Here is a 26,114-nt window from a genome sequence, read left to right as displayed (position 1 = left end):
TCTCATAAATTTGATTCTAAAAAGAGTTTAGAATTACAAAAAGTAACAGATGAACTGAATGAAGAAAAAATTTATAATAATTGGAGGAGGTGCAGCAGGATTTTTTGCAGCAATAAACGCAGCAGAACTCAATCCTGATTTGGAAGTACTAATTTTAGAAGGAAGCAATAAAGTTTTACAAAAAGTAAAAGTTAGTGGTGGAGGAAGATGTAATGTAACGCATGCGTGTTTTACACCAAACGAGTTGGTGGAGTTTTATCCAAGGGGTAAAAAGGAATTGTTAGGGCCGTTTCATCAATTTATGACTGGAGATACTATGGAGTGGTTTTCAACTAGAGGAGTTTCATTAAAAATTGAAGACGATAATAGAATATTTCCAGAATCAAATTCTTCACAAACTATTATTGATTGTTTTTTGGAAAGTGCACAAAAAGCAGGCGTTATTTTAAAAACAAGTGCTAGAGTTGATTGCATAGAGAAGAAAGATGATCAGTTTGTTGTTAAAACAAATACAGAAGAATTTATTGCCGATTATTTATTGATTGCAAGCGGAAGTAATACTAAAGTTTGGAATATAATGGAAGAATTAGGTCATACAATTATAAAACCAGTTCCCTCCTTGTTTACTTTTAATATTAATGATGCAAGGTTAAAAGACATTCCAGGAATTTCAGTTCCAAAGGCATATGTAAAAGTTTTAAATTCAAAATTAGCAGAACAAGGACCTTTGTTAATAACACATTGGGGTTTAAGTGGGCCTGGGATTTTAAAACTCTCAGCTTGGGGAGCACTTGAATTAAGTAAGAAGGGGTATAATTTTGAAATTGAGGTAAATTGGTTGTCTAAAAAACAGGAATCAGTTTTAGAATTTTTAAAATCTCAAAAGAAAAAACGTGCTAAAAAGCAAGTAATTTTACAATCAGTTTATGAAGAAATCCCAAAACGATTTTGGGAGAAAATGATAGTTGCTTCTCAAATTTCATCAGATTCTCAATGGGCGCAATTAAGTAATAAACAGTTAGAAGATATTTCAAAACAATTAACTCAAAGTGTTTTTAAAGTACATGGAAAAAGTACTTTTAAAGATGAATTTGTAACTGCCGGTGGAATAGATTTAAAAGAAATTAATTTTAAACGTTTTGAAAGTAAATTACATTCAAATTTATTTTTTGCCGGTGAAGTTCTTAATATTGATGCTGTTACAGGCGGATTTAATTTTCAAAATGCTTGGACAGGAGCTTGGATTGTAGCTAAATCTATATAAAACTTGTTGTTTTTAATGAAGAATCTCTTACAATAAGAGTTGTTTTAATCTCAATTGTTTTACTTGAAACATAGGCTTCAGAACTTTCTATTTCTTTAACTAAATATTCGATAGCAGTTTTTCCAATTTTTTCTCCAGGTTGATCAACTGTAGTTAATTTTGGTTCAATAATGGTTGAATGTAATGAATTACTAAAACCAATTACTGCAATGTCTTCAGGGATTTTAATGTTGAACTTTTTTAAGGTTTTAATAACACCTATTGCTGCAGTATCTGTAATTGCAAAAATAGCATCAGGTTTATTTTTAAGGCCTAATAATAATTTAGTCATTCTTCTACCTTGTTCTAACGATAAATCTTCACAGCTAATTATTAAATTTTTATCTATATCAATAGCGTTTTCTTTTAAAGCTCTTAAGTAACCTTCAAATCTTCTTTCAGAACTAAAAGAAAATTCATCTTCTTTAATAATTGCAATTCTTTTTTTTCCAGTATGAATTAAATGTTCAATAGCTTTAAAAGAAGCTTCTTCTTCATTTACCACAATTTGAGTACAAGGTATTTTATATGAAACCTTATCAAACAAAACAATTGGTATTTTATCTAATAAATCTAAAATATCTTTAATGTTTTTAGTCTTTTTTGAAATGCTCATAAGGATGCCATCTACACCAAATTGCATCATTGTATGTAACATTTCACTCTGTTTTTTTACATTGTTGTTAGATTCTGTAATAAACACTCTATATCCTTTAACTTCCGCTTGTTTTAAAATTCCCTTTAAAATGGTAGCACTAAAGTAATGTGTAACATTTGGTAAAATAACACCAATCATATTTGTTTTATTTTTTCTAAAACCTTGGGCAAATAAATTGGGAGTATAATTTAGCTTATTAGCCAGATTTACTACTTTTAACTTGGTTTCATTGCTTATGTCAGGATGATTATTTAAAGCTCTGGATACTGTTGAAATAGATAAATTAAGTTTTAGCGCCAACTCTTTTAAAGTGCAAATCTTTTTTTTCATAAATCAAAAATAAAAATATATTTCAAATATTCCCGCAAACGTTTGCATTGAAAATGAACTTTTTTTTGTAAAATCTAAAAGGTTGTTATACTAAATTTACATTTGTTTCACCATTTATTCAATTAATAAAAAACTAAATAATATGAATTGGCTCGATTATAGCATTATTTTGATATACATTATTTTCTTCTTAGGAATGGGTTATTTCTTTAAAGAAAATAAAGATTCTAAAGATTATTTTTTAGGAGGAAAAAGTTTGGGGTGGTTTCCTTTAAGTTTATCAACTATGGCAACTCAATTGTCTGCAATTAGTTTTATTTCGGCACCAGCTTTTGTAGGGTTAAAATTAGGTGGGGGTATGAAATGGCTTACTTTTGAATTTGCAGTTCCTTTAGCGATGCTTTTTATAATGATTGTTATAATTCCGCCATTATTTAGATCGGGAGTTGTTAGTATTTATGAATATGTTGAAAAACGCTTTAGCGCATCAACTAGGTTAATTTTAAGTATTGTTTTTCAAATAAGTAGAGCCCTGGGAACTGGTGTAATGGTATATACTATAGCCATTATTTTACAGGCGGTTTTAGACATTGATTATGTATATACAATATTAATAATTAGTGTAATTACCATTATATATTCTTGGCAAGGAGGTATGAAAGCTGTAGTTTGGGGTGATGCTATTCAAATGATAATACTTTTTGCAGGTTTAATTATTTGCTTGTTTTTTGGGTGGAGTTTATTACACGAACACGGTGGTTTGGTAAATGGCTTTGACCCTGAAAGATTGCAAGTAATAGATTTTAATTTAGGAATTGGAGCAGGTAATGAATATGGTTTTTGGCCTATGATTATTGGCGGTTTCTTTTTATATGTGTCCTATTATGGCTGTGACCAAACTCAGGCACAAAGATTATTGTCTGCAAAAAATGAAAAAACAATTAGAACACTTTTATTGGCCAATGGACTATTTCGTTTTCCGGTTGTTTTAATTTATTGTTTAATGGGATTAATTATTGGAGGATTAATTACTGTTGCACCAGATTTTTTATCTGATATAAGTTTAACAACTCAAAAATATTTTCCTGAAGAATTTGCCAGAAATGGCATAAAAGCAGATTTAATGATTCCTGTTTTTATTATTAAATATTTACCAAATGGATTAATTGGTATTTTAATGGTTGGAATTTTATCAGCAGCAATGTCTTCATTAAGCTCAACAGTTAATTCATTATCCGCAGTAACGGTTGAAGATTTTTTTAATAGAGGTAAAAATAAAGGAATGCTTTCTTCAAAAAAATATATGTTTATTTCAAAAGGAGCGGTTGTATTTTGGGGAGTTGTTTGTATTGCAGCATCCTTTTTATTTGGAGGAAGTAAAAGTGCCGTTATTGAAATAATTAATGCAATTGGATCGGTGTTTTATGGACCAGTATTAGTTACTTTTTTATTGGCTTTTTTCTCTAAAAAAGTAAATCATATTGGTATGAATGCAGGAATAATAAGTGCTGTATTAATCAATTTAGTGTTTTCAAAAACAATGCAGGAAATTTTTAATATAGATTTAGGTTTTGATGTTTTTTGGATTTGGTTAAACTTTACGGGTGTAATTTTAGCATTTGTTATTGCGCATATAGTTTCGGCTTTCACTAAAAATGTTCCTGTTAAGCATGTTGAAGGAATGCATATAAAACTTAAAAAATCTGACTTTATGATTAAAGAAGTGTATATACTTTCAGCATTTTTCTTTGCAATTTTAGTATTTAGTTATTTTATTCCAACACTATTTTTATAATATATAACAACGTGAATTCATTTAATAAATTAGATAAGCAAAAATTAATTTCGCAATTAGAACAGCTTTATAAACCTTATGAAGTAGCATGGGTTTTTAATAAAATTGAAACATTACAAAACAAATATGCTTCTAAAGTTGAATTTAAAAAGGGTGAATTAAGCCAAAAAGATGTTATTCTAATAACTTATGGTGATAATGTGCAAAAAAAAGGGCAACCACATATAAAAACACTTCAACAGTTTGTAGATAAATATTGTGCACCCGAAATTAATGGTACACATATTTTACCATTTTATCCTTTTACATCAGACGATGGATTTTCTGTAAAAGATTATTTTGAAGTTGATGAAACTCTAGGTGATTGGGAAGCTGTTGAAAATTTTTCAAAAACAACAAAATTAATGTTTGATGCAGTGGTAAATCATATTTCAAAATCATCAAATTGGTTTAAAAAGTACCTTGAAAATGATGCGTTTTACAATGATTTTTTTATAGATGTAGATCCAAAAACTGATGTATCAAAAGTTATGCGTCCAAGGGCATTACCATTGTTGTCTCCATTTAAAAAATCTAATGGTTCTGTAAAAAATGTTTGGACAACTTTTAGTGAAGATCAGATAGATTTAAATTATGCTTCGCCTAAAGTTTTTATAGCAGTTTTAGAAGTATTACTTTTTTATATTTCAAAAGGAGCAAAATTTATTAGGTTAGATGCAATTGGATTTATTTGGAAAAAAATAGGTGCCAGTTGTATACATTTGCCCGAAGCACATTTAATAATTCAGTTATATAGAGCTATTATTGAAACCTTAACTCAAAATGTATATATTATAACTGAAACAAATGTACCTCACCAAGAAAACATTTCTTATTTTGGAAATGGTTTTAATGAAGCGCAAATGGTATATAATTTTACATTGCCTCCTTTGTTAGCATATTCAATAATGAAAGAAAATGTAAGTGTTTTAACCCGTTGGGCACAATCGCTTAAAATGCCTAGTAATAAAGTTTGTTTTTTCAATTTCACAGCCAGTCATGATGGTGTTGGAGTTAGACCTCTTCAAGGAATTATTAATGATGATGAAATTTTTGAATTGGCTAAAAGAGCCGAAGCCCACGGAGGCAGGGTATCTTATAAAAATAACGAAGACGGAAGCCAATCTCCCTATGAGCTGAATTGTAATTATATGGATTTATTAAGTAATCCTAATGAAAATGATGAAATAAGAATTGCAAAAATGATGCTATCTCAATCTGTAATGTTAGCAATGCCAGGTGTGCCAGGTATTTATTTTCATTCTTTGGTAGGATCTCAAAATTATTATCAAGGAATTGAATCGGGAATAAATAGAAGAATCAATAGAGAAAAACTAGATTTCGATACGCTTATTCAAAACTTGAACACAAAAGGAACATTAAGAAATAAACTATATAATTTATACAAAAAAGTACTGGCATTTCGCGTAAATGAAGAAGCGTTTAATCCTTATGCAGAAGCTGTATTTATACAGCCTTCGGAGCACTTATTTATTATTAAAAGAACAAAAGGAGGTAGTTGTTTTTATGTTGTTCATAATTTTAGTGACAATAATCAAAAAATGAAGGCTTTAAAAAATAATGTTCAGGATGTTTTAACAAATGAAATATTTTTAGATAAACAATGGGAATTTAAACCTTACGAGTATAAATGGCTTAAAGTTTTATAAATGAAAATAGTAGTTGCTCCAGATAAGTTTAAGGGTTCATTAACAGGCATAGAGTTTTGTGATGCAGTTGAAAAAGGCATTCATAAAATAGTTTCAAATACTGAAATTATAAAGCTTCCATTAGCAGATGGAGGTGACGGTACTATTGAAGTTGCAAATTACTATTTACAAGGTGAAATAATACATATAATTGTAAATAACCCATTTTTTAAGCTAGTTGAAGCTACTTATTTGTATGCAGAAAATACAAAAACAGCTTTTATTGAAATGGCAGAGGCTTCTGGACTTAAATTATTGAAAAAATCAGAATTAGATTGCAAAAATGCTACCACTTTTGGTACGGGAGAATTAATAATTAATGCAATTGAAAAAGGTGCAAAAAATATTATTTTAGGAATTGGAGGAAGTGCAACTAATGATTGTGGTATTGGAATGGCAACAGCATTAGGGTATCAATTTTTAGATAAAAATAATAATAAAGTTAAGCCCATAGGAACAAATCTATCTAAAATAAATAAAATAGTTGCAGACAATATTCATCCTAAATTAAAAGAAGTTTCATTTAAAATTGCTTGTGATGTAACCAATCCATTATATGGAGAAAATGGAGCTGCTTATGTATATGCTGAACAAAAAGGAGCTTTATTAAAAGATATAAAATTGTTAGATAAAGGCCTTAAAGATTTTTCGAAAATTATTAAAAAAAAGTTTAATGTAAATCCTCAAAAAATAAATGGAGCAGGTGCTGCCGGAGGAATGGGAATAGCTTGTATGGTTTTTTTAAATGGTAAATTAATTTCGGGTATTAAACTAATTAAAGAATTAGCAAAATTTGAGGAGCATTTAAACAATACAGATTGGATAATAACCGGTGAAGGAAAATTAGATTCACAAACACTTTCAGGAAAAACAATTCAAGGAGTTTTAGAATCAGCTTTAAAGCATAGAATTAAAACTGCAATTTTTTGTGGAAGTTCCAATTTAAGCACAGATGAATTGAAAGCAATACATATTAATTATTGTGATACCGTTATTTCAAAGGCCAAAAATTTTGACGATGCAATGCAAAATAGTTATAAATACGTAGTTGAAATGGCTGTGAAATTTGCTAAAAGTATGTGCTAAGCTAACTGACCTCTATGTGGTTTTAAAGCATCTCTATAAATTTTCATATTAATTTCATCAACAATTATAAAGGCTATGGTGTGCATTTCAGATAGTATTGAAAAATCAATTTGATGATAATGTAGTTTCTCAATTTCTGAAAATTCTTTTAAATGAATACAGTGGTGTTCAGCAGTTTTTTGTGAAGCAGGCCCTCTAAAATCCCAAATAAGTTTAAGTTTTCTGTTCAAAATAGGCTTTAATTATGACTTATGTAAATTAATAAGTCTCCATTTTCAAACGAAATAAGAACAGTATCATCACTAGCTTTATTGCGGGTGCCAATGCGTTCTCCAAAAGATAAAGTTTCATTATTTAAAGGGTACTTTAAACCTTTTGTAACAATTCCATTTGCTGTTGGAAAAGGAATTAATGAAATGTTTTTCCCTTTTACATTAGTTAAAATAATACTATCTTCAATAAAAAAATATTTACCAAAATCATCAAAAAAGGAAATTAATAAACCCATTTTCCATTGTAAAGCAGTACTAATATTTCCTAAAAAGTGGTCATGTTCTTTTCCGCTTCCACCGTAAACATCTATATGAGAATAGCCGCGTTGTTTTAAAATTTGTAAGGCTTTTTCAAAATCAGTAAATTCTTGATTGGGAGTTTTAATTACTTCAACTGTTGTTGGAATAGTATTAATAGAGTCAAAATCTCCAGTAACTAAATTTGGTGTAATATTTTTAGCTTCAAAATAATTGTATGCACCATCTATAGCACATACAATATCGTAATTACTTAGGTCTGGAAAATTTGAAGGTTCCGAGCCGTTTAGTAAAATAAATGCTTTTTTCGTTTTCATAGACAGCAAAAATAATGAAAAAGACCATATAAATTAGTTTTTTTGTTGAAGCTTTTTTAGTCTTTGCTTGTAAATGTCATTTCCACTTATAACATAAGCTATTGAAACATAATTAATAGCGTTTTTTTGATCGTTTTGAGATTCATAATAATCAGCCATAGAGTCGTAAACATTTGGATTTTTTGGATAATATTTTATAGCTTGTTCAAAGTACATTTTTGCTTTTTCTGGTTGTTGCATATCTAGGTTCATATAACCAGACATATTTAAGAGGTCTGCAGGATAAGGCGGTACGGCATAGCCAAAATGAGTTTTAAGTTTTTTTGCTCGATATTTTATAATGTTATAAATTTCTTCTTTTGGTGTGTCAAATGAATTTATTTTAGAGGTGTTTTCCATTTGAAACCAATCAAAAACTGCTATTAAACCATCTATAACAGATGGTAAAGTTATGGTACCGTGAATGTCTTTTGGATAAAATTTCCATTCAAAAAATAAGTCATTTTTTTCGTTTTGTTTAACAATATTTGAGAATGTAATATTGGAACGAGCAAATAGTGTGAAGTCTGAAGTATCTTGCATTACATTGTTAATTGTAATGTCACTATTTTGCATATGCAATTGTCCGTTTAAAGATATAAAAAGAGATTTTCCACGATAGTTTTCATTTTGAAGTTTAATTTTGGCTTCATTTAACAATTTTTGATGATCCCAATCTAAACTAGGGTCGATTGCTAAATAATTTTCAAAAAGATATGGGTGATTTATTAAGGTATTTATAGTAAATAAACCGCCGTATGAATGTCCAATTAAAGTGCGATAAGAAGTTGTTGCGTACTTACGGTCTATATAAGGGATTAGTTCATGTGCAATAAATTGGGTGAATTTTTCTGCACCACCGGTATTTTCATCTAGTTCTGTAGAATTGAATTTGTTTACTTGAGAAGTGGTTAAGTCTCTTGTTCTGTTTGTGCTATTTGAAATGCCGACGAGAATCATTTCTGGAAAATACCCTCCACTATAATAGTTCTGTACAGTTTGCACGGTATTTAAATGAATACCTCCGTCTATAATATAAGCAACAGGATATTTCTCAGGATTATTTGGGTTATAATTTTCAGGTAACTGCACCCAAAAATTTCTTTGTTCATTTAGTATTTTAGAATTTAAACTATCCACTATACCAATCTCTAATAAATAATGAGGGTTTAAGTTTTCTTGAGCCTTAATTATAGGTGTGTTTATACCAAAAGTGATTATGGTAATTATAACAAGTAAAAATGTTTTCATTTTAAATAAATAAGTTTTTAGCGTAAAAGTAGAAGCAATCTGTTTTGAGACACTACTTTTTTATAGAAATAAGAATAGGAATTGATAGCTGAGCTACTATGTAAATTCGTTAGTCTAAAAGAAATCAAGACTAACGAATTTAATATTATTTACTTTTTTAAGATAGTTAAAATTATGATTCCAATTCGGCTAACAACAAAAGTAAAAAGTCCGAATACAGTTGTTAGTAATGCAACTTTTAAACCTCCTGCTACCATTGCCGGTGAAATATCTCCTGCTGCTTGCACAGCATCAAAAGCAGATATTAAACCAATGGTTTGACCTAAAAATCCCCAGGCAATAATAAATAATCCGAATTGAGAAATTAATGAAATTGTTTTTGAGTTATCATTTTTTCTGTTTAAAATTCCTTTAATGGTTAATGCAATTATTAAAATTAGAACAAAAAATATGGTATACATAAATAATGGACCACCTTCGTTTAACCTGTCAAAAAATTGTGTCATAATAATAAGTTTTAAGTTTATAATTACTTCGAATATAAAGTTGATTTTACGCTAATTATTTAATTTAAGATGGATTACCAATTTAGATTGGTTAATAACAAATTTAAGCGTTTTTTTATAGATTCTTGTTTGTTTTGGTAAATCCCATTAAAAATTGGTGATTGGTCTATAAAAATATGTTTTTAAAATTTTAAATTTTAAATTGCAAGGATGTTTCTAACAATATTAAATAAAACAAAATTTGTCGCTTTCCATTTTTTATTTTGGGTAGGGGTTTGGTTCTTTTTTATTTATTTTTTTAGTTACAATTCTACAAACTCTAAATATGTAACTTGGTTTTCAAGTTTTTTATTGCCTGTAACAATGGTTACAACTTATTTTGTAGTTTACTATTTAATTCCTAGGTATTTATTGCTTAAAAAATATGTTCTTTTTATACTTTATGGAATATACACGTTGATTTTCTCAATGTATTTAATAGTAATTACAATGGTTGGATGTTTCTTCTTTTTATCTAACCTTAATGTTACTAATATGCCACCTATGAGTAGAAACTATATTTTTATTCTCATTTTAGTTTACTTAATTGTAGGTTTGGTAAGTTTTGTAAGTCTGTTAAATAATAATTTCAAAACCATTTCAAAAAATAAAGAACTACAAAACAAAATATTAGAAACACAATTACAAATTAAAAATCAGGAATTACAGTATTTAAAAAAGCAAATTCATCCACATTTTTTATTCAATACGTTGAATACAATTTATGGTTTTGCCTTGAAACAGTCCAAAGATACTCCAGAAATTATTTTGAAGTTGTCTAACCTTTTAGACTATATTTTGTACCAGGTAAATAAACCAAAAGTGAGTTTAAAAGAAGAGGTGTTACACATTAAAGAATATATTGAATTAGAAAAAATTAGATTTCAAGATACTTTGAACGTAAATTTTACGTCTAAAAATATTTCAGAAGAAATTCAAATAGCTCCAATGTTATTAATTCCATTTGTTGAAAATGCTTTTAAGCATGGAAGCTTAATTGAGGGTTATTTAACGGTGGATATTGATGTTAATTTAAATGAAAATCAATTAGAATTTTCAATAAAAAATACAGTTATAAGTTCTGAAATTGAGGAAAATGAAAATGGAATTGGACTTGAAAATATTAAAAAAAGATTAAATTTATTATATAAAAATAATTACGTATTAAATGTAACAACTATAGAAAATAGGTTTGTTGTAGCGTTAAAAATTTTCAATATAAATATTTTAAAAAATGAGTAAAACAGTTAAATGTATTATTGTAGATGACGAACCAATTGCGCGTGAAATTTTAGAAAATCATTTGCAGAAAATTGAAGCTGTTACAGTAGTTGCAACTTGTAAAAATGCCATTGAAGCTTTTAATCAAATAAATTCAAATCAAGTAGATTTAATTTTTTTAGATATAAATATGCCTGAAATTTCAGGGTTGTCCTTTGCTAAATCAATCAATAAAAATATTAAGGTAATTTTTACAACAGCTTATCGGGAATACGCTATTGATGGATTTAATTTACAGGCTGTTGATTATTTGCTAAAACCAATTTCCTTTGAGCGTTTGTTACAAGCAGTTAATAAATATTTGGGTGAAAACACATTAAATATTACTGAATCTACTTCAGAAATAATAAATGAAAAAAGTGACTTTATTTTTGTGCGTTCCGATAGGAAAATGGTAAAAATTAATTTTTCTGAAATTAATTATATTGAAAGTTTTAGTGATTATATTAAGTTTCATTTAAAGGATAAAGTAATTATTACACGAGAAACCATATCAAGTATTGAAGCAAAACTTCCGAAAGCAGATTTTTTAAGAATTCACCGTTCCTTTATTATCTCAATTTCAAAAATTGAATCATTTACTAATGAGTTTATTGAAATTCATAAGAAAGCACTTCCTATAAGCAGAAGTTATAAAAAGGATGTATTGCTAAGATTAGAAAATGTATAAAACTTTTTAGAGTAATGAATTTAAGTTTTGTTTTACCTTTTTAATTAAATATTAAACAGTATATTTGGAGAAATTTTTTTGCTTTGACAGAAACCGATTTTATTTTATATGAATTTGATGCTTCAAAATTAACTGAAGGAAGTGTAACATGGAAAACACCAAGTAATATTGCTTTGGTAAAATATTGGGGCAAGCAAGATCCTCAAACTCCTAAAAACACATCAATTAGTTTTACGTTGGATGCTTGTTTTACATTAACCACTTTAGATTATAAATTGAAAAACCGTCAATCTGGCGAAACTGGATTTAATTTTGAAATTTATTTTGAAGGTGAAAAAAAAGATGATTTTAAACCAAAAATCAATAAATTTTTTGAAAGAATAGCACAATATGTTCCATTTTTGAATGAATATGATTTTGTTATAAAATCTAGAAATTCATTTCCTCATAGTAGCGGAATTGCTTCTTCAGCAAGTGGAATGAGTGCGTTGGCTTTGTGTATTGTGAGTATTGAAAAACAATTAAATCCTGAAATGAAGGATGAATATTTCAATAAAAAAGCCTCTTTTTTAGCTCGTTTAGGCTCAGGAAGTGCTTGTAGAAGTATTGAAGGTGAATTAATTGTTTGGGGAAATCACTCAATAATTGAAGGAAGTTCAAACTTATTTGGAGTGAAATTTCCATATAAAATTCATAAAAATTTTAAAAATTACCACGATACTATTTTATTGGTTGATGAAGGTGAAAAAAAAGTGTCGAGTACAGTTGGGCATAAATTAATGCACAATCATCCATTTGCAAAACAACGGTTTTCACAGGCAAATGATAATATTTCAAAAATTACAGAGACACTTCAAAATGGAGATTTGAAACAATTTATTGCTATTGTAGAAAGTGAAGCATTAAGTTTACATGCAATGATGATGACAAGTAATCCATATTTTATTTTAATGAAACCAAATACATTAAAAATAATTAATAAAATATGGGAGTTTAGAGCAAAAACCAACTCAAATATTTGTTTTACTTTAGATGCAGGGGCCAATGTACATATATTGTTTCCCGAAAATGAAAAAGAAAGTGTTAACAATTTTATAATAAATGAGTTAATTCAATTTTGTCAAGAAAATCATTATATTTGCGATAGAATTGGGTTTGGTGCAAAGCAATTATCCAATATTTAAATTTTATGAAAGGACCACTTTTTTACGCGAAAATTTTACTTTTTGGTGAATATGGAATTATTAAAGATTCCAAAGGTTTAGCCATTCCTTATAATACATATCAAGGAGCTTTAAAAAAGTCAAAAAATTTATCAGAGGTTTCAAAAAAATCAAATGAAAATTTGAAAAAATATTTTGATTATTTAGTTGGATTAGAAACAACTTTGGTAACTTTTAGGTTAGTAGAATTTAAAAAAGATATTGAAGAAGGTATGTACTTTGATTCAAGTATTCCACAAGGTTATGGTGTTGGTAGTTCAGGAGCTTTAGTTGCTTCTATTTACGATAAATATGCTGATGATAAAATTACGGTTCTGGAAAATTTAACAAGAGATAAATTGTTAAAATTGAAACAAATTTTCTCTAAAATGGAATCATTTTTTCACGGGAAAAGTTCAGGATTAGACCCTTTAAATTCATATTTAAGCTTACCAATATTAATAAATTCAAAAGATAATTTAGAAGCAACTGGTATTCCATCTCAAAAGGAAGGAAAAGGAGCTGTTTTCTTATTAGATTCTGAAATTATTGGTGAAACAGAGCCAATGGTAACTATTTTTATGAACAAAATGAAAAACGAAGGTTTTAGAAAAATGATTGATGAAGATTTTGCTAAATATACCGATGCTTGTATTGACGATTTTTTACATGGAAATATGAAATCTTTATTTGGTAATGTAAAACACCTGTCAAAAGTAGTTTTAGATAATTTTAAACCAATGATTCCGACAGCTTTTCATAAAGTATGGCAAAAAGGAATTGACTCTAATGATTATTATTTAAAGTTATGTGGTTCTGGTGGAGGCGGTTATATTTTAGGTTTCACTGAAAATTTTGAAAAAACTAAAAAAATATTAAAAGATTATAAACTGGAACTGGTTTATAGATTTTAAAATAATATTAATTACTACACAATAAGGTTTACATTACTTAGTTGATTTTAAATCTTTATGATTATTACAGATGGATTTATTAGAAATTGCTAAAAATAACACTAAAAAAAATCAACCTTTTTATGTTAAAATGTTGAGCTTGTTTTCTGTGGTTAGAGGCTATAATATTTTATTAATTGTTATTGCTCAATATTTAGCATCAATTTTTATTTTTTCACCTGAAAAATCTTTAAGATATGTGCTACTTGATATTGATTTATATTTTATTGTATTAGCCACAACCTGTGTAATAGCTGCAGGTTATATTATTAATAATTTTTACGATTTTGAAACCGATAAAATCAATAAACCAATAAAATCTAAAATTGATGCACTTGTTAGTCAAAAAATTAAATTAAGAATTTACTTTTTCTTAAATTTTCTAGGTGTTTGTTTTGGGTTTTTGGTTTCTTGGAGAGCCGCTTTGTTTTTTTCAGTTTATATTTTTTTAATTTGGTTGTATTCTCATAAATTAAAAAAATACCCATTAACAGGTTTGTTTTCAGCTGCTGTATTGGCATTGTTGCCATTTTTTGCAGTGTTTGTTTATTATAAAAATTTTTCTGAAATCATTTTTACACACGCAGCTTTTTTATTTTTTATTTTATTGATACGAGAATTAATAAAAGATTTAGAAAAAATAAAAGGTGATTTTGTGAAAAATTACCAAACTATTGCTGTAAAATATGGAGAATATTTTACTAAAATTTTAATTACATTCTTGGCATTGTTAACATTAAATCCAATTTACTTTTTATTGAAATATCCCGAAATTGGAGGAATGAGGTATTATTTTTATGTAAGCATTGTAGTATTGATTTTATTTGTTTGTTTTTTATGGTTTAGTAAAAATAAACGCCACTATACATTATTACATGTGGCGCTTAAACTTCTTATTTTAGCAGGTGTTTTTAGTTTGGCATTAATTGATTATTCTGTTATAATTAATAAACTTTTATAAAATTATTTCTGGTTTTTATCTGGATTACCTTATTTATTATTTTTAATAGTATTTTTTGTATTAATTTTGTTGCCTTTTTTAATTTATATATCTCTATTTATTAGATTATTAAAGGATTAAAGTTATTTTTGCAAAAAATTAAAATAATGAATTCAAATAAAAACTCGTCGAGAGGACGACAACCAGGAAAAAAGAAACCTCAAAATACTTTTACAAAAAAGTTTGACAACAAAAAGAAATTTTCAAACGACAAAAGAGATAATTCTTCTCAAAAGCCAAAAAAACAAACTATAAGTAATCCTGAAGTAGATGGAATACGTTTAAATAAATACATTGCAAATGCAGGGATTTGTTCTCGTCGTGAAGCAGATGTTTTTATTGCAGCTGGAAGTGCTACAGTAAATGGTAAAATAGTTACAGAAATGGGCTATAGGGTTAAATTAACTGATGAAGTAAGATTTGATGGATCTTTAATTAGTCCTGAGAAAAAAAGATATGTGTTATTAAATAAACCTAAAAATTTTATTACTACTATGGAAGATGACCGCGGAAGAAAAACCGTGATGGAATTAGTAGGTAATGCTTCTAAAGAACGAATTTATCCAGTTGGTAGATTGGATAGAAATACCACAGGGCTTTTATTATTTACAAATGATGGTGAATTAGCTAAAAAATTAACACATCCAAAACATAATATTCAGAAAATATATCACGCATCATTGGATAAAAAACTTTCAAATGCCGATTTAAATAAAATTGCTGAAGGTTTTATACTTGATGAAAGAAAAGTTATAGTTGATGAAATATCGTATATAATAAACCAACCAAAGAGTGAAGTTGGGGTTAAAATTCATTCAGGTAGAAACAGAATTGTACGTCGAATTTTTGAACACTTCAATTATAAAGTTGTAAAATTAGATAGAGTAATTTTTGCAGGCTTAACAAAAAAAGATTTACCAAGAGGACATTGGCGTCATTTAACAGAAATGGAAGTTAACAACTTAAAAATGTTGTAGATATATAGTAAATCACCAAATTAAAAGCCAAGTATTAACTTGGCTTTTTTTTATTTAAAATACTGATATGTAGTAAATTAAAAAAATACAATTAATGAGTTAAATTTTATTTTTTCATAAAATTATTTTTATATATTTGAAAAACCCTTAAATTTTAAAAGGGCATAGTTTTAACTTTTAATTTAGAATTATAATTTATTTATTATGAAGCGAATAATAGTAGATTACAAAAAATTAACTCCTGAAATTCTTAATTTGCTAGTGGAAAAATTTCCTGATGGTTATGGTATTCGAGATATTATAAAATTTACCAATCCAAAAGGAAAATATGTTGAGGCAGTTGAAGTTTCTACTGATGATACCATGTATTTAGTTAAAATTAGTGATGAATTGATTGATAGTATGGAAAATCATGAAGATGATGAAGATGATGAGGTTGTAATAAGTGACGATTTAGATATAAATGTTGATGACGCAGATCTTGATGCAGATTTAGATGACGACTAACAACATAATTATTAAGCACAAAAAAGCAGTAAGTTTTAAAACTTACTGCTTTTTTTATATCCTAAAATTAAAAAACCCGAACAAATTGTTCGGGTTTTTATGGTGGTGCCTCCAGGAATCGAACCAGGGACACAAGGATTTTCAGTCCTTTGCTCTACCAACTGAGCTAAGGCACCATTGCGTTAGCGGATGCAAATATAAATGTATTTTTTATACTAATCAAAACAATTTTTAAAAAATCTGTTGTATTTTTGAAACTTGTTAAAAAATCTGAATGAACTTAATAGTAGACATTGGAAATACAAGAATTAAAACCGCAGTTTTTAATTGTAGTGAATTGGTTTATAATGAAGTTATTATAAAAGAAAACTTTGTTAAAAGCCTTCTGAAATTAATAGAAAAATATAATTGTGAGAACGCAATTATTTCTTCAGTAGGTTTTCTAAAAAAAAACGAAATAGCCAAAATTAATTCAAAAATTAAGCTAATACTATTAAATTCTTCTACTAAAATTCCATTTTTAAACAACTATTCTACTCCAAAAACCTTAGGAGTTGACAGAATTGCCTTGGTAGCTGCAGCGGTTTCAGAATTCCCAAATAAAAATGTTTTAATAATTGATGCTGGAACTTGCATTACATATGATTTTGTAAATAAAGAAAACTGTTATTTAGGAGGAGCAATTTCACCAGGGATTAAAATGAGATATAAATCACTTAATATATTTACTGAAAAGTTACCTGATTTAGTGCCGGAATTTCCTAATGAATTAATTGGAAATTCAACAGAAAAAAGCATTCATTCAGGTATTATAAATGGTGTAATTAATGAAATAAATGGTGCAATTAATCAATATAAACAAAAAAATGAAGATTTAACAGTAGTTTTAACAGGAGGAGACGTTAATTTCTTGTCAAATAAATTAAAAAATGGCATATTTGCCAATCCTAATTTTTTATTAGAAGGATTAAACACAATTTTGACCTATAATTTATAATAAATGATCAAAAAAATAATAGTAGTATTAACGCTATTTGTATCAATTATCAGTTTCGCTCAAAAAAATAATGCTTCGGCATATTCGTTTTTTGGGATTGGAGATAAAAATAATACCAACACAGTTGAACAAACAAGTATGGGTAGTATTGGTGTTTCTTTAAGTGATGAATTTCGATTAAATTTATCAAATCCAGCTTCATTGTCTAGTTTAAAATTCACTACATATTCATTAGCAATAGAAAACAAAAATATTTGGGCAAAAGATGGTACAGATACCCAACAAGGAGGTACAACATATTTGTCCTATTTAGCAATGGGAGTTCCGTTAGGTGAAAATGCAGGCCTTTCTTTTGGTTTATTACCGAACTCTTCGGTAGGTTATTCGCTTATATCAAGTATTTATGATGCGAATAATGAATTGACTGAAATTTCAGCATATAATGGCGAAGGAGGAACAAATAAAGTGTTTTTAGGATTTGGTATACAGGTTTTTAAGGGGTTTAGTGTTGGTTTTCAAGGGAATTATATTTTTGGTAAAATCGAAAACAATATTACAAATCAGCTAAAAGATGTTTCTCTGGCATCTAAATACGAAACATTATCATCTATTAAAGGATTTACTTTAAATGGAGGGTTTCAATATAAAACAAAATTAAATAAAAATGTGAATTTGCATTTAGGAGCTAATTTTGATTTAGAAAATGAATTAAATACTGAAGATGAAGAATATATTTATTCTGTATCTTTGGCATCTGGAGAAATACCACGTGATACAATCTTAAATACGAAAAGTGAGGGAATGTTAAAATCCCCAATTAAAACTTCGTTAGGAGTAGGTGTTGGAAAAGATAATAAATGGTTTGCAGGTTTAGATTACAGTTTTCAAGATGCGTTGGATCCTCAAGGAAGTATATTTAATAATTATACAAGAATTAAATATAATAAGTATAGTAAAATTTCAATAGGAGGTTTTTATACACCTAAATATACATCAATTACAAGTTACTGGGAGAGAGTTACTTATAGAGCGGGTGTTAAGTTAGAAAAGACAGGGTTAATGGTTGATGGACTTGGAAATAATAGTGATTTTACAGCAATAGATGATTTTGGCATATCTTTTGGAGTAGGTTTACCAGTAAGTAATCAATTATCAAACTTAAATCTTGGTTTTGAATTTGGGAAAAGAGGAAAAATTGACAAAGGTTTGGTTCAGGAAAACTATATAAATTTTAGATTAAGTTTTTCACTAAATGATAAATGGTTTAAAAAACGAGAAATATTTTAATTAAAAATTATAAAAATTATAAAAATGAAAAAAATGAGACTTTTATTTACCTTATTATTTTTATTAGTTACAACACCAATAGTTTTTGCGCAGGCTAATGCAGATTGTACTATTAAATACAATCTTTTTAAGGGAGATTACAATGCGAAAAATTATGACGCAGCTTATGAAAACTGGATGTGGTGCATGGATAATTGTCCAACATTATCAGTTAATATTTATAAATATGGTATTAAAATAGCTGAGTATAAGTTAGAAAATGCTGCCGAAGCTGATAAAGCTGCTGCTGCTGATTTGGTAATGAGGGTATACAACCAAAGATTAGAGCATTATCCTAAAGATAAAGGTAGTATTTATGACGCTATTGCTACATTTAAAGGTGAACAGGGCGCTCCTGAGGAAGAAGTGTATAGTTGGTTGGATAAAACTTTTAAAGAAGATCCTACTGAATTGTCACCAAAAAATATTTATAAGTTTTTTGATATTATTTTAAATAAATATAAAGATTCTGATACCCAAAGAGTTTTTGATACTTATGATGAGGTTGGAGAAGCTATTGAACTTAAAAGAGAATATTATACAAAGAAAATTGATGTTATTAATGCCAAAGATTCAACTAGTTTAAGTAAAAAAGATACTAAAAACAGAAAAATATACCAACAATTAATGACGAATTTGTCTATAGTTGAAGGTGGCTTAGATCAAAAATTAGCTTCAATTTCAACTTGTGAGCGTTTAATTCCATTTAACAGAAAGAATTTTGATGCTAATAAAACTAATGGAGTTTGGTTGAAAAGAGCTGTATCAAGAATGTATAATAAAGAATGTACTGAAGATCCTTTATATGATGAGTTGGTTGAGGCTTATGTACACGCAGATCCTTCTCCAAATGCATCAGTGTTTTATGCCGGCATTCTTATGAAAAACGGGGAAACTAATAAAGCCATGGAGTACTTTAAAAGAGCCGTAGATCAGGAAACTGACACTTATAAAAAAGCAGGATACTTATATAAAATTGCTGATATTTTAAGAAAAAAAGGAAGAAAATCAGAAGCAAGAAATTACTGTTATCAGGCTTTAGATTTACAACCAACAATGGGTAGAGCTTATTTGTTAATAGCTAGTATGTATGCGTCAAGTGCAAACTCATGTGGTGATGATGTTGTTTCTAAAAGAATGGTGTATGTAGCTGCTTTAAATAAGGCAAGAAAAGCAAAATCAGTAGATCCAAGTATTAGTTCAATTGCAAATAGATTTATAAATTCTTATGCTGATAATATTCCTACTACAAAAGATTTATTTGTTGCAGGTGTTAAATCGGGCTCAATCCATAAAATTGGATGTTGGATTAATGAAACAGTTAGAGTACCTTAAATTAGAATTAAAATATTATAATTGATATATTTGTTAAATGACAAAATCAATTGTACATAAAGTAAGAAACATTGCTATTGTAATTTCAATAGCAATGTTTTTTTCATGTACCAATGATGCAAAAGAAGTAAGAGATTTTTTAGCAGATAAAAATTTACCAATTGGTGAAGCATTGGATATTAGTTTAAAACATACAGATTCGGGTAGAGTAGATGTAAAAATGAAGGCGCCATTAATGTTGGATTTTGCAAATAGAGAAAATCACCCTTATTCAGAATTTCCTAAAGGTATTTTTATTACAACTATTGAAAAAAATGGAGACTCAACTACAATTCAGGGAGATTATGCTAAAAGTTACAGTAAAACAGAAGTATCTGAAATAAAAGATAATGTTGTAATTATTAATTACGCTAAAAAAAATAAATTAGAAACATCGGAAATATTTTGGGATCAGAAAACACACTATTTTTTTACTGAAAAAAGATTTGTATTTTATACATTAACTGATACTATTTATGGAACGGGTTTTGAAGCATCAGAAGATTTAAATATTTGGTGGATTAAAAATCAAAGTGGTGTTATTGAATTAAAAGAGTAGAAAATGAATAAAATTTCAAAATTATTTGAATACGGTTACTTAGTAATTGCAGTTGTATTTATTGTAGAAACTGTAAATAATTGGAAAACTGATAGACCAAGAGCATATATGCTTCTGATATTTTCAGTTTTAGCAATTTTCATGTATTTTTTCAAGAAAAGATTTAGGTCTAAAGTTGAAAAAAGAAATAAAAAATAAATGGAGATTGATATAATTGTAATATTAATTTCAATATTGCTTTCAGCCTTTTTTTCTGGTATGGAAATCGCATATGTTTCTGCAAATAAGTTTCAAGTAGAACTTGAAAAAAAGAAAGAAGGATTTACATCAAAAATATTAAGTAGGCTTACATCAAAATCATCCAAATTTATTACCACAATGCTTGTTGGGAACAATATAGCATTAGTAGTTTATAGTTTTTTTATGGGTGAATTTATTACAGGATTTATTCCCGAAGGATCACTAAATGAATTCACTATATTATTTATTCAAACCATAATTTCTACAATTATAATTTTAGTAACTGCAGAGTTTTTACCAAAAGCTTTGTTTAGAATTTATGCAAATGAAACATTGTGGCTCTTTGCTCCATTCGCCTATTTTTTTTATGTTATATTTCATTTTGTTTCAGATTTTATAACTTTTATTTCAGATTTTTTCTTGAGATTTTTTTTCAATTCAATAACAGACACTAAACAAATTGAATTCACAAAAGTTGAACTTGGAAATTATATATCAAAACAGTTAGAGCATGCAAAAGATTTTGAAGAAGTGGATTCTGAAATTCAAATTTTTCAAAATGCTTTAGATTTTGATAATGTTAAAGCAAGGGAAATAATGATTCCTAGAACTGAAGTTGTAGCTGTTGATATTAATGATACTATAACTAATTTAAAAAAGTTGTTTATTGAAACCGGTTATTCTAAAATAATAGTTTATAAAGAATCATTAGACAATATTTTAGGATATGTGCATGCGTTTGAATTATTTAAAAAGCCAAAAAGTATAAAGTCTATTATATTGCCAGTTGAATTGGTTCCTGAAAGTATGATGATAAATAATGTTTTAAATATTTTAACCAAGAAAAAGAGGAGTATGTCAGTTGTTTTAGATGAATTTGGAGGAACTTCTGGAGTTATAACAGTTGAGGATATTGTTGAAGAGCTTTTTGGTGAAATTATAGATGAACATGATACAGTAGAATTATTGGAAAATAAAATAAACGACCGTGAGTTTGAGTTTTCGGCACGTTTAGAAGTAGATTATTTAAATGAAACATATAATTTAAACCTTATAGAAAATGAAGGTTATGAAACCCTAGGAGGATTTATTGTTTACTTTCATGAAGATATACCTAAAGAAGGAGAAATAATAGAAATAGATAATTTACATTTTAAAATGTTAAAGGTGGATTCCTCTAAAATTATGGAAGTTTACCTTAAACTTTTAGATAAAGCAGATTAAAAATAAATTATATCTAAAATTAACTGTATTTCCAATTTAATTATAACAATTTCACTTTCATAATTAAATACTTAATTGTATTTTCGCAAACTGTAATAAAACAAATAATATAATGGCAATTTTATCAAAAATTAGAGATCGTTCAATGTTCTTAATCCTTATCGTAGGATTAGCACTTTTTGCATTTGTTCTAGATCCAAGCTCAATACAACAATTTTTCAGTTCAAGTAAAGTTAACTCAATAGGTGAAGTTAATGGAGAGGACATAGATAGAGAAGAGTTTGCACAACAAGTTGAGGCTTATAGAACTCAAAGTGGAGGTAGAGCTACTCAAATGCAAGCTGTTAATGCTGTTTGGAGCGGAATGGTAGCTGAAAAAATATTTGAAGATCAGCTTGAAAAAGCAGGTATTGTAATTGGTGAAAAAGATATATGGGATGCTATGGTAGCGTTACCTGAAATTCAAAATTCACCACTTTTCAAAAATGAAGCAAATCTTTTTGATGAAGAAAAATTGAAAGAATATATAGCCAATATGAAAGATGATGCCGAGTCTGGAAACACACAAGCTTGGATGAATTGGTTATCTACTGAAAAAAACATTAAGAGAAACTTACAACGTCAATCTTATACGTCTTTAGTTAAAGCTGGTTTAGGTGCTTCTTTAGAAGAAGGAGAAAGAGATTATTTGTTTAATAATACAAAAATGGATGCTCAATTTGTATATGTTCCTTATACTTCAATTCCTGATAGTTTAAGTTATGTTTCAAAAGAAGAAATTCAAAAGTATTTAAATGATAATACTAAAAGATTTAAGCCTGAAGCAACGCGTACTTTGCAATATGTGAAATTTGATATTGTACCTTCTGAAGAAGATGATGCAGAAGCAAAAAACCTAGTGGAGAGCTTTATAAATGATAAAGAGGAATATAGTAATGCTGCTAAAACTACTGTTAAAATTGCAGGTTTAAAGAACACTACAAATTACGAAGAATTTTTAAGTAATAACAGATCAGACTTGGCAATTGATAATGGGTATAAGTTTAAAAATCAAATTTTAGCTGAAGTTTCAGATGAAGTATTTAACGCATCAATTGGAGATGTTATTGGTCCATATAAACAAAATGGATACTACAAAATATCTAAAGTTGTTGAAACTGTTCAATTACCTGACTCTGTTAAATCTAGTCATATTATAATTCCTTATGCTGGAACAACACGTTCAACTTCAACAAAAACTAAAGAAGAAGCTAAAAAAACAGCAGATAGTGTATACGCATTAGTAAGAAATAGTAAATCTAAATTTACTGAAATAGCTAATGAAATTAACACAGATGGTACTAAAGGAAAAGGTGGAGATATAGGATGGGTTAGAAAAGATCAAGCTTTTTCTCCAAGTTTTGATAGAGATTTTGCAGATTTTATTTACAAAAATAAAGTTGGTAGTATTCAAATTGTTGAAACTGCTTTTGGTTTTCATATTATTAGAATTGATGAACAAACAAAACCTGAAAAAGCAGTTAGATTAGCAACTTTTGCTCGTTTAGTTGAAGCTTCAGAAGAAACTGAAAACAATATTTTTGAAGAAGCAGAAACATTAAATGCTAATATAGCTGAAGGAAAAGATTTAAATGAACTGGCTACAGAAAAAGGTTATAACGTTCAAACAGCACTTAATTTAAAGGTATTAGCAGAAGCTATTCCCGGTTTAGGTGCACAACGTCAAATGGTAACTTGGGCTTTTGGAACACAAGTTGGAGATTCAAAAAGATTTGATATTGATGTGAATGGTAAAAGAGGTTATGCAGTAGCAACTCTTACTGGGAAAACAGAAGAAGATGGTGGTGTAGTAGTAAGTTCAGACTTATTGTCAAAAATTCGTCCAGAATTAATTGATCAGAAAAAAGCTGAGTTGATTAAAAAGAAAATGACAGGTGCTACTTTAGAAGAAATTGCTAAAAATAGCGGTACTAATGTTCGTAGCGCATCATCTGTAGGTTTATCAAGTCCTTTAATTTCGGGTGTTGGAAATGAGCCAGCTGTTGTTGGAGCAATGTCAACTATTAAATTAAATGAAGTTTCTGAATTAATAAATGGAGAAAAAGGAGTGTTTGTAGTAAAAGTAACTAAACGTGATGCTCCAGTTGATTTAGAAAATTATGACAATTTCCGTAAAAAGATAGTTGGTCAACTACAAGGTAGAAGTAATCAAATATTTCAAGTATTAGAAGAAACTGCAGATATTAAAGATAATAGAGGTAAATTCTTTTAAGAATTTTAAATAATAAATAAAAAAAAGCGAGCATTAGCTCGCTTTTTTTATGTAAAAAGATAATAAGTATAAAAAATATCTACAGTAAGTTGTTTTTATTTGAAATTCAAAGTACATGTTTTAAAATTTTATTTTGGACTTGGTGATAGATTATTTATAAAATAAAAAGAGATAACAAAAAAGCCTTTAATTTTAGAAATTAAAGGCTTTTTTAAGTGATATATTTAAAATATCTATCCGTTCATAGAAATTAAAAACTCTTCGTTTGAAGTTGTAAATTGAATTTTATCTTTAATAAATTCCATAGCTTCAACTGGATTCATATCTGCTAAATACTTCCTTAATACCCACATACGTTTTACTGTTTTTTCATCTAACAATAAATCATCTCTACGGGTACTAGATTTCACTAAATCAATAGCTGGATAAATTCTACGGTTAGCAATATTTCTTTCTAATTGAAGTTCCATATTACCTGTTCCTTTAAATTCTTCAAAAATTACTTCATCCATTTTTGAACCAGTTTCTGTTAAAGCTGTAGCAATAATAGATAAAGAACCTCCATTTTCAATATTACGTGCAGCACCAAAAAAGCGTTTTGGTTTGTGCAAAGCGTTAGCATCAATACCTCCTGATAAAATTTTACCAGATGCTGGTGCTACGGTGTTATAGGCTCTGGCTAAACGTGTAATTGAGTCTAATAAAATAACTACATCATGTCCACATTCAACCAATCTTTTTGCTTTTTCTAAAACAATATTTGCAACTTTTACATGCTTTTCAGCAGGTTCATCAAAAGTTGAAGCTACAACTTCACCTCTTACGCTGCGCTGCATATCTGTAACCTCTTCAGGACGTTCATCAATTAATAAAATTATTTGATACACTTCAGGATGATTAGATGCAATTGAATTTGCAATATCTTTAAGTAACATTGTTTTCCCGGTTTTAGGTTGAGAAACAATCATACCTCTTTGTCCTTTTCCTATTGGGCAAAATAAATCTATTATTCTTGTTGATAATGTGTTCGATTTACCTGCTAAATTAAATTTCTCTTGAGGAAATAATGGTGTTAAATGTTCAAAAGAAACTCGATCTCTAACTACATTTGGGTTTAACCCATTAATTTTTGAAACTCTAATTAATGGAAAATATTTTTCTCCTTCTTTTGGAGGTCTCACTACACCTTTAACAGTATCACCCGTTTTTAATCCGAATAATTTTATTTGAGATTGCGATAAGTAAATATCATCAGGTGATGATAAATAATTATAATCTGAAGAACGTAAAAAACCATACCCATCAGGCATCATTTCTAAAACGCCTTCACTTTCAATAATACCGTCAAATTCATAATCTGGATCTCTGTAGCGATTTCCATTTTTGCGTTGACCTTTATTATCTCTAGGCTGATTTACCTGTTGTTTATTTTGGTGTTGTTTTGGTCTGTTCGGTTGATTTGTATTTTGCTGATTTTGAGCTGGTTTGGCTTGTTGTTTGCTTTTAGGTGGATTAGGTTTTTCAGTTTTATCTGAATTATCTAATTCTTTAACTATAACGGGTTCAGTTTTTGGCTTAGCAGCCATTGTATTAACCGTTTTTTTAACTTCGGGTTTAGCAACATTAGCTGCTATTTCAGTTGCTGCTTCCTTTTTTGGTAGCTCAGCAGCTACTGGTTTTTGTCCTTTTGGTGCAACAGCTTTTTTTACGATTCTTTTTCGTCTTGGCTTGTTATCACTATTTAAAGGTTCTTTTTTCGTTACTTTCTGTGGGGTTGAAGCTTGAATGTCTAATATTAAATAAACTAAATCTAATTTTTTAAGCTGACTGTATTTTTTTGCTCCAATAGTTTTTGCTATCTCTTGTAATTCTACAAGAGTTTTCTCCTTTAGTTGGGAAATTTCAAACATTATGTTATTTGTGTTAATAT

General features: G+C 28.1%; 24 protein-coding genes and 1 tRNA gene. 18 read left to right on the top strand and 7 right to left on the bottom strand.

What is annotated here, in order from left to right; translation table 11 throughout:
* The first annotated feature begins 58 nt into the window (after positions 1-58).
* Positions 59-1,264 carry a BaiN/RdsA family NAD(P)/FAD-dependent oxidoreductase gene (locus BX611_RS10860; RefSeq protein ID WP_115881110.1) on the top strand — a complete coding sequence of 402 codons (1,206 nt, stop codon included), beginning with the start codon at positions 59-61 and terminating at the stop codon, positions 1,262-1,264.
* On the opposite strand, the gene BX611_RS10855 is transcribed toward BX611_RS10860, so the two are convergent.
* The gene (locus BX611_RS10855) at positions 1,257-2,291 is read right to left on the bottom strand and encodes a LacI family DNA-binding transcriptional regulator (RefSeq protein WP_115881108.1); all 1,035 of its coding nucleotides are present in this window, start codon (positions 2,289-2,291) and stop codon (positions 1,257-1,259) included. The genes BX611_RS10860 and BX611_RS10855 overlap by 8 nt on opposite strands.
* 142 nt (positions 2,292-2,433) lie before the next feature.
* Between BX611_RS10855 and BX611_RS10850 the strand changes: the two genes are divergently transcribed.
* From BX611_RS10850 to BX611_RS10840, 3 genes are read left to right on the top strand one after another with little or no spacing between them, the layout of a single operon-like run.
* Positions 2,434-4,086 (top strand): sodium:solute symporter family transporter, encoded by a 1,653-nt coding sequence (locus BX611_RS10850; protein WP_115881106.1) that lies wholly within the window; start codon positions 2,434-2,436, stop codon positions 4,084-4,086.
* 11 nt (positions 4,087-4,097) lie between these two features.
* Positions 4,098-5,795: a sugar phosphorylase gene (locus tag BX611_RS10845; RefSeq protein WP_162880019.1), complete on the top strand. Its 1,698-nt coding sequence runs from the start codon at positions 4,098-4,100 to the stop codon at positions 5,793-5,795.
* Positions 5,796-6,920, top strand: coding sequence for a glycerate kinase (locus tag BX611_RS10840; RefSeq protein WP_115881102.1), 1,125 nt, complete (start codon positions 5,796-5,798; stop codon positions 6,918-6,920).
* On the opposite strand, the gene BX611_RS10835 is transcribed toward BX611_RS10840, so the two are convergent.
* From BX611_RS10835 to BX611_RS10820, 4 genes are all read right to left on the bottom strand, one after another.
* Entirely contained in the window at positions 6,917-7,150 is a 234-nt protein-coding gene (locus tag BX611_RS10835) for a hypothetical protein (RefSeq protein WP_115881100.1), read from the bottom strand. The genes BX611_RS10840 and BX611_RS10835 overlap by 4 nt on opposite strands.
* Before the next feature lie 8 nt (positions 7,151-7,158).
* The gene (locus tag BX611_RS10830; RefSeq protein ID WP_115881098.1) at positions 7,159-7,767 is read right to left on the bottom strand and encodes a thiamine diphosphokinase; all 609 of its coding nucleotides are present in this window, start codon (positions 7,765-7,767) and stop codon (positions 7,159-7,161) included.
* Between the two features lie 33 nt (positions 7,768-7,800).
* A complete protein-coding gene (locus BX611_RS10825) occupies positions 7,801-9,057 on the bottom strand; it encodes an alpha/beta hydrolase-fold protein (RefSeq protein ID WP_115881096.1) in 1,257 nt (418 codons plus the stop codon).
* Between the two features lie 149 nt (positions 9,058-9,206).
* Entirely contained in the window at positions 9,207-9,563 is a 357-nt protein-coding gene (locus BX611_RS10820) for a MotA/TolQ/ExbB proton channel family protein (RefSeq protein ID WP_115881094.1), read from the bottom strand.
* A 468-nt stretch (positions 9,564-10,031) separates the two neighbouring features.
* On the opposite strand from BX611_RS10820, the gene BX611_RS10815 reads away from it, so the two are divergent.
* From BX611_RS10815 to BX611_RS10785, 7 genes are all read left to right on the top strand, one after another.
* Positions 10,032-10,844, top strand: a complete 813-nt coding sequence (locus tag BX611_RS10815; RefSeq protein WP_240324966.1) for a sensor histidine kinase — start codon at positions 10,032-10,034, stop codon at positions 10,842-10,844.
* Complete coding sequence (locus tag BX611_RS10810; RefSeq protein ID WP_115881090.1) at positions 10,837-11,553, top strand: LytR/AlgR family response regulator transcription factor; 717 nt, start codon at positions 10,837-10,839, stop codon at positions 11,551-11,553. The genes BX611_RS10815 and BX611_RS10810 overlap by 8 nt, the downstream gene beginning before the upstream one ends.
* A gap of 83 nt (positions 11,554-11,636) precedes the next feature.
* Positions 11,637-12,737 (top strand): diphosphomevalonate/mevalonate 3,5-bisphosphate decarboxylase family protein, encoded by a 1,101-nt coding sequence (locus BX611_RS10805; protein WP_115881088.1) that lies wholly within the window; start codon positions 11,637-11,639, stop codon positions 12,735-12,737.
* Positions 12,738-12,742: 5 nt separating this feature from the next.
* The gene (locus BX611_RS10800; protein WP_115881086.1) at positions 12,743-13,669 is read left to right on the top strand and encodes a mevalonate kinase family protein; all 927 of its coding nucleotides are present in this window, start codon (positions 12,743-12,745) and stop codon (positions 13,667-13,669) included.
* Between the two features lie 70 nt (positions 13,670-13,739).
* A complete protein-coding gene (locus tag BX611_RS10795; RefSeq protein ID WP_115881084.1) occupies positions 13,740-14,669 on the top strand; it encodes a geranylgeranylglycerol-phosphate geranylgeranyltransferase in 930 nt (309 codons plus the stop codon).
* A 146-nt stretch (positions 14,670-14,815) separates the two neighbouring features.
* Complete coding sequence (locus tag BX611_RS10790; protein ID WP_115881082.1) at positions 14,816-15,685, top strand: pseudouridine synthase; 870 nt, start codon at positions 14,816-14,818, stop codon at positions 15,683-15,685.
* Positions 15,686-15,889: 204 nt separating this feature from the next.
* Positions 15,890-16,192, top strand: a complete 303-nt coding sequence (locus BX611_RS10785) for a hypothetical protein (protein ID WP_115881080.1) — start codon at positions 15,890-15,892, stop codon at positions 16,190-16,192.
* A 100-nt stretch (positions 16,193-16,292) separates the two neighbouring features.
* Here BX611_RS10785 and BX611_RS10780 read toward each other — a convergent pair.
* A tRNA-Phe gene (locus BX611_RS10780) sits at positions 16,293-16,368 on the bottom strand.
* A gap of 98 nt (positions 16,369-16,466) precedes the next feature.
* Here BX611_RS10780 and BX611_RS10775 point away from each other — a divergent pair.
* The 7 genes from BX611_RS10775 to BX611_RS10745 all read left to right on the top strand — a co-directional run bounded on the left by BX611_RS10775 (position 16,467) and on the right by BX611_RS10745 (position 24,184).
* Positions 16,467-17,189 (top strand): type III pantothenate kinase, encoded by a 723-nt coding sequence (locus BX611_RS10775; protein WP_115881078.1) that lies wholly within the window; start codon positions 16,467-16,469, stop codon positions 17,187-17,189.
* Between the two features lie 3 nt (positions 17,190-17,192).
* Complete coding sequence (locus BX611_RS10770) at positions 17,193-18,476, top strand: hypothetical protein (RefSeq protein WP_115881076.1); 1,284 nt, start codon at positions 17,193-17,195, stop codon at positions 18,474-18,476.
* Positions 18,477-18,509: 33 nt separating this feature from the next.
* Positions 18,510-19,850 (top strand): tetratricopeptide repeat protein, encoded by a 1,341-nt coding sequence (locus BX611_RS10765; RefSeq protein WP_162880018.1) that lies wholly within the window; start codon positions 18,510-18,512, stop codon positions 19,848-19,850.
* A gap of 37 nt (positions 19,851-19,887) precedes the next feature.
* Entirely contained in the window at positions 19,888-20,448 is a 561-nt protein-coding gene (gene lptC, locus BX611_RS10760; RefSeq protein WP_115881072.1) for an LPS export ABC transporter periplasmic protein LptC, read from the top strand.
* Between the two features lie 3 nt (positions 20,449-20,451).
* Positions 20,452-20,646: a hypothetical protein gene (locus BX611_RS10755; protein ID WP_115881070.1), complete on the top strand. Its 195-nt coding sequence runs from the start codon at positions 20,452-20,454 to the stop codon at positions 20,644-20,646.
* A complete protein-coding gene (locus tag BX611_RS10750) occupies positions 20,647-21,912 on the top strand; it encodes a hemolysin family protein (protein WP_115881068.1) in 1,266 nt (421 codons plus the stop codon).
* 112 nt (positions 21,913-22,024) lie between these two features.
* On the top strand, positions 22,025-24,184 hold the full coding sequence (locus BX611_RS10745; RefSeq protein ID WP_115881066.1) for a peptidylprolyl isomerase: 2,160 nt from the start codon (positions 22,025-22,027) through the stop codon (positions 24,182-24,184).
* Between the two features lie 233 nt (positions 24,185-24,417).
* Here the strand turns inward: BX611_RS10745 and rho are convergent, their stop codons facing one another.
* Complete coding sequence (gene rho, locus BX611_RS10740) at positions 24,418-26,094, bottom strand: transcription termination factor Rho (RefSeq protein ID WP_115881064.1); 1,677 nt, start codon at positions 26,092-26,094, stop codon at positions 24,418-24,420.
* Between the last annotated feature and the right edge of the window lie 20 nt (positions 26,095-26,114).

This window comes from Lutibacter oceani (genome assembly GCF_003384935.1).
Lineage (GTDB): Bacteria > Bacteroidota > Bacteroidia > Flavobacteriales > Flavobacteriaceae > Lutibacter > Lutibacter oceani.
Note: the sequence above shows the minus strand (reverse complement) of the source record. Positions and strands in the feature narration are given on the sequence as shown.

Bases quoted from the DNA above. Each gene is read 5' to 3' on its own strand.
- BX611_RS10860 (WP_115881110.1), top strand. From the start codon at position 59: ATGAAGAAAAAATTTATAATAATTGGAGGAGGTGCAGCAGGATTTTTT.
- BX611_RS10855 (WP_115881108.1), bottom strand. From the start codon at position 2,291: ATGAAAAAAAAGATTTGCACTTTAAAAGAGTTGGCGCTAAAACTTAAT.
- BX611_RS10850 (WP_115881106.1), top strand. From the start codon at position 2,434: ATGAATTGGCTCGATTATAGCATTATTTTGATATACATTATTTTCTTC.
- BX611_RS10840 (WP_115881102.1), top strand. From the start codon at position 5,796: ATGAAAATAGTAGTTGCTCCAGATAAGTTTAAGGGTTCATTAACAGGC.
- BX611_RS10830 (WP_115881098.1), bottom strand. From the start codon at position 7,767: ATGAAAACGAAAAAAGCATTTATTTTACTAAACGGCTCGGAACCTTCA.
- BX611_RS10825 (WP_115881096.1), bottom strand. From the start codon at position 9,057: ATGAAAACATTTTTACTTGTTATAATTACCATAATCACTTTTGGTATA.
- BX611_RS10820 (WP_115881094.1), bottom strand. From the start codon at position 9,563: ATGACACAATTTTTTGACAGGTTAAACGAAGGTGGTCCATTATTTATG.
- BX611_RS10815 (WP_240324966.1), top strand. From the start codon at position 10,032: ATGTATTTAATAGTAATTACAATGGTTGGATGTTTCTTCTTTTTATCT.
- BX611_RS10810 (WP_115881090.1), top strand. From the start codon at position 10,837: ATGAGTAAAACAGTTAAATGTATTATTGTAGATGACGAACCAATTGCG.
- BX611_RS10800 (WP_115881086.1), top strand. From the start codon at position 12,743: ATGAAAGGACCACTTTTTTACGCGAAAATTTTACTTTTTGGTGAATAT.
- BX611_RS10795 (WP_115881084.1), top strand. From the start codon at position 13,740: ATGGATTTATTAGAAATTGCTAAAAATAACACTAAAAAAAATCAACCT.
- BX611_RS10790 (WP_115881082.1), top strand. From the start codon at position 14,816: ATGAATTCAAATAAAAACTCGTCGAGAGGACGACAACCAGGAAAAAAG.
- BX611_RS10785 (WP_115881080.1), top strand. From the start codon at position 15,890: ATGAAGCGAATAATAGTAGATTACAAAAAATTAACTCCTGAAATTCTT.
- BX611_RS10775 (WP_115881078.1), top strand. From the start codon at position 16,467: ATGAACTTAATAGTAGACATTGGAAATACAAGAATTAAAACCGCAGTT.
- BX611_RS10770 (WP_115881076.1), top strand. From the start codon at position 17,193: ATGATCAAAAAAATAATAGTAGTATTAACGCTATTTGTATCAATTATC.
- BX611_RS10765 (WP_162880018.1), top strand. From the start codon at position 18,510: ATGAGACTTTTATTTACCTTATTATTTTTATTAGTTACAACACCAATA.
- lptC (WP_115881072.1), top strand. From the start codon at position 19,888: ATGACAAAATCAATTGTACATAAAGTAAGAAACATTGCTATTGTAATT.
- BX611_RS10755 (WP_115881070.1), top strand. From the start codon at position 20,452: ATGAATAAAATTTCAAAATTATTTGAATACGGTTACTTAGTAATTGCA.
- BX611_RS10750 (WP_115881068.1), top strand. From the start codon at position 20,647: ATGGAGATTGATATAATTGTAATATTAATTTCAATATTGCTTTCAGCC.
- BX611_RS10745 (WP_115881066.1), top strand. From the start codon at position 22,025: ATGGCAATTTTATCAAAAATTAGAGATCGTTCAATGTTCTTAATCCTT.
- rho (WP_115881064.1), bottom strand. From the start codon at position 26,094: ATGTTTGAAATTTCCCAACTAAAGGAGAAAACTCTTGTAGAATTACAA.